Origin of the sequence: Actinoplanes sp. NPDC051633, from assembly GCF_040681735.1 — a bacterium.
Taxonomy (GTDB): Bacteria; Actinomycetota; Actinomycetes; order Mycobacteriales; family Micromonosporaceae; genus Actinoplanes.
This window is the reverse complement of sequence record NZ_JBFAZH010000866.1, coordinates 1-3,378: the sequence shown is the minus strand read 5'-3', so window position 1 is coordinate 3,378 and position 3,378 is coordinate 1. Positions and strand designations below refer to the sequence as shown.

Sequence of the window (3,378 nt, the reverse complement as noted above, 5' to 3'; positions counted from 1 at the left end):
ACCTCGTGCACGCTCCGGTGCGATTCCTTGGCCAGGTACTTGAGCACGCCGAGCGCCTCCTCGGCCGTGCACCTCCGGTCGGCCATGACGATGCCCTTGGCCTGTTCCAGGACGAGGTGATCGGGCAGCGACGCCCATGGCGTCCCGGGGGCGCGCGGGTTGCGGATGCCCGGCGCGTTGGCCATCGCGACGGCGGCGTAGCCGGCGAGCGTCTGTGCCAGCACCACCGCCTCGTCGTCGAAGGCGTCCGGCGCGGCGCCGTAGACGTTGAGCGCACCACTGATCGAGTTGCGCAGCGGCAGACCGACGGAGAGCGAGCTGTGCACGCCGGCGTCGACCGCCCGATCGGACCAGCGCGCCCACCGGCGGTCCCCGGCCGTGTCGGTGATCAGCACCGTGATGTCGGCCGCCGCCGCGGCCAGGCACGGACCATGTCCGTGCTCGTACTGCCACTCGTCCAGCTCGAGGGCCTTCTTGCCGGTGAACGCGGCGGAGTGGGCGCCGGCCGGTCCGAGCACGGTGACCGACACCTCCGACGCGCCCGGCACGGAACGGCACGTCACGTCCGCGACGCACGTCAACGCCTCTTCGAGCGGCATCTCGGTGAACGGGACCCGGTCGAGCTCGGCGAAGGCGGCGGTCGACCCGATCCCGGTGCGGGCACCACCGCGGCCGCCCGGCTCTGTTGCGTGCCCCATCGCTGCACCTCCGACGAGCTGGGCGTTCTTCGTCTTGTCGAGGCGCGCATACCCCGCCTTCCGCGGCGATAACACCGGCGTGCCCACCCGTTGATCTTGGCCCGGATCGACCGGCGAGGAGCGACGAGGTCTGCCGGACGGGCCGTTTGGCCGGCACTCCGGCGGGTAGGCAGGCCGTCTCGACCGAGAGGAGAAGACATGAGCGACCAGGGGATCGAGCGCGGAGCCGCCGAGGACGCCGCCGACGCGCCGGTCACACCGACCGATGTGGACGCGAGCCGCACCCCGCCGAGCGAGCCCTCGGATCCGGAGGCCCGGCAGGCGCGCGACGCCGCCGGGCAGGGACAGGACGACGACCGGAGCTGACAGCCGAGCCTGAACAGCGAGACCTGAACAGGAGACGACGATGACGAACCCGCAACAGCCGGAGATCCGGCGCAGTGACGAGTCCCCGACGACCAAGCAGCGCACCGAGGACGCCAACCCCACGGATGCGCCGGGCGGCAGCCACGATCGCACCGGTGACCGGCCCGTGCCGGAGGGGCAGGTCTCCCCGTACGGGCCGTCGGGTCACACCTCCGCCGACAACTCCTGAGAGGGGCCGGTCACCACGCGCCGGTCGTCGTCCTGCCGGCGCGTGTGACCGGCGCGATCCAGCATCTCCAGCAACGGGACCGCCACCCTGCGGGTGGTGCCGAGCGCCCGCCGGGCGTCGCTGAGGGTGAACGGCTGCGGCAACGTGGCCAGCACCGCCGTCGCCGACTCCACCGCGCCCGGCGCCAGCACCACCGACTCGCCGAGCCGGAGCAGGGCGCCGGCCCGGGTCGCGGCCGCGATCTGCCGCGGCCCCAGCCCCAGCTCGGCGAGGCGGGCGGCCTCCGGCGCGGCGAACGGCGCCCGGGCGAGATCGGCCAGGACCTGGTCGACGGCGCGCGCGTCCGCCTCGGGCAGTCCGCCGCCGTCACCGGTGCGGACTCGGCCGCCGCGGGACACCAGGGGCGGCCGGATCAGGGTCTCCACCAGGGCCCGGTCGGGCAGGCTCAGGACGCGACGCAACTCCTCGACCGGCATGCCGGGCTCCAGCGGATGCTCGCGGGCGTACCGGGCCACCTCGGTCTCCAGCCGCGCGCGCAACGCCTCCCAATGCACCGGGTCCGCCAGCCAGTCGCCCGCGACCGGTGGCAGATCGCCGGTGATGCCCATCCGGCGCAGATCGGCCCGGCGGACGAGCAGCCGGCGGCGCACCTCGTCGCGCTGGTCGGGGCGGCCGTCCATGCCGGCGAGCACGACGGCCCGCGCGGCGGACGCCCCTCGCCGGCGCAGCGGCGGGGGTGCCACGTCGAGGACCGTGACCCCACCGGCCAGCCGGCGCTGCCCGGGATCACGCAGCAATGCGCGGTCGCCGAGCCGCAGTGGCAGCGCCCGCTCCAGCCGCAGCCGCGCGGTGTCCTTGCCGATCGGCCGGATGTGCGCCGTCACGGCCGCCGAGCCGACGTGCAGGGTCGCCGTCCGCGGCAGCTCCGCGACCTCGTCGCCGGTCACCCGCACGTCCACGACGCCGACCGTGCCGAACTCGCCCGGGGTGAGCAGGGCGGTGCCACGACCCACCTCGGCCGGTTCGACACCGCGCAGGTTGAGCGCCACGCGGGCCACCGCACCCGCCTCGGGCACGGATTCGCCCAGCGACTGCAGCCCGCGTACGCGCACCGCCCGGCCGTCGGAGGTCACCAGCTCGTCGCCGGCCCGCAGCCGGCCCGCACCGAGCGTGCCGGTGACGACGGTGCCGCTGCCGCGGATGGTGAAGGCCCGGTCGATCCACAGCCGCACCGGTGCGTCCCGGTCCGGCGGCGGGAGGGCGGCGACGAGCCGGTCGAGCGCCTCGACCAGCCGGGGGAGGCCGTCCCCGGAGGCGCCGCTCACCGCGACCACCTCCACGTCGCCCAGCGACGTTGCCGCCACCTCGGCGCGGGCCAGTTCGGCGGCGGCGGCCGGATCGGCGAGATCGCTGCGGGTCACCGCGATCAGCCCGTGCCGCACGCCCACGGCGTCGAGGGCGGCCAGGTGCTCCGCCGACTGCGGCATCCAGCCGTCGTCGGCGGCGACCACGATCAGGGCGGCGGGCACCGCGCCGACGCCGGCGAGCATGTTGGGCACGAAGCGCTCGTGGCCCGGCACGTCCACAAAGGCCACCGTGGCGCCCGACGGCAGGCCGGTCCAGGCGAATCCGAGGTCGATGGTCATGCCGCGGCGGCGTTCCTCGGCCCACCGGTCCGGCTCCATCCCGGTGAGCGCGCGCACGAGGGTGGACTTGCCGTGGTCGACGTGGCCGGCGGTCGCGATGACATGCATGTCAGACCGCCCGCACGGCCGCCGCCAGCTGCTCGTCCCGCGCGGGTGGGACGCAGCGCAGGTCGAGCAGCAACCGGCCCTCGTCCACGCGGCCGACCACCGGGGGCTCGCCGCGGCGCAGCGGCAGCGCGTACCCGGACGGCAGGGAGACCGCGAACGACGGCAGCTCGACGCCCGGCGCACCGCCACCACCCACCACGGCCGCGCAGGCCGTCACGGCCGCGTCGATCCCGGCCGCGGTCAGCGCCGAGGCCAGCGAGATCGCCCGCGCCCGCAGCTCGTCCGGGTCGGCGCGCAACGCGTCCCAGGTCGGGTTGTCCGCCGCGCGCAG

Annotated in this window: 4 protein-coding genes and 1 pseudogene; 2 read left to right on the top strand and 3 right to left on the bottom strand. The window is 75.8% G+C overall.

Features of this window, described 5'->3' with window-relative positions; all coding sequences use genetic code 11:
- The coding region (locus tag AB0M20_RS33520) for a GAF and ANTAR domain-containing protein (protein WP_364304348.1) at window positions 1-698 on the bottom strand (698 nt) is incomplete at its 3' end.
- A 198-nt stretch (window positions 699-896) separates the two neighbouring features.
- Here AB0M20_RS33520 and AB0M20_RS33515 point away from each other — a divergent pair.
- Window positions 897-1,064 (top strand): hypothetical protein, encoded by a 168-nt coding sequence (locus AB0M20_RS33515; RefSeq protein WP_364304347.1) that lies wholly within the window; start codon window positions 897-899, stop codon window positions 1,062-1,064.
- A 40-nt stretch (window positions 1,065-1,104) separates the two neighbouring features.
- Window positions 1,105-1,293, top strand: a complete 189-nt coding sequence (locus AB0M20_RS33510; RefSeq protein ID WP_364304346.1) for a hypothetical protein — start codon at window positions 1,105-1,107, stop codon at window positions 1,291-1,293.
- Here the strand turns inward: AB0M20_RS33510 and selB are convergent.
- Both selB and AB0M20_RS33500 read right to left on the bottom strand, forming a co-directional pair.
- The gene (gene selB / locus AB0M20_RS33505; protein ID WP_364304345.1) at window positions 1,269-3,047 is read right to left on the bottom strand and encodes a selenocysteine-specific translation elongation factor; all 1,779 of its coding nucleotides are present in this window, start codon (window positions 3,045-3,047) and stop codon (window positions 1,269-1,271) included. The two genes, AB0M20_RS33510 and selB, sit on opposite strands and share 25 nt — an antisense overlap.
- Window position 3,048: 1 nt before the next feature.
- Window positions 3,049-3,378 (bottom strand): annotated as a pseudogene (locus AB0M20_RS33500) (L-seryl-tRNA(Sec) selenium transferase); the annotation flags it as partial.

What these genes read in the sequence shown, in the direction of transcription:
- AB0M20_RS33510 (WP_364304346.1), top strand. Translation starts at nt 1,105, where the DNA reads ATGACGAACCCGCAACAGCCGGAGATCCGGCGCAGTGACGAGTCCCCG.
- AB0M20_RS33515 (WP_364304347.1), top strand. Translation starts at nt 897, where the DNA reads ATGAGCGACCAGGGGATCGAGCGCGGAGCCGCCGAGGACGCCGCCGAC.
- selB (WP_364304345.1), bottom strand. Translation starts at nt 3,047, where the DNA reads ATGCATGTCATCGCGACCGCCGGCCACGTCGACCACGGCAAGTCCACC.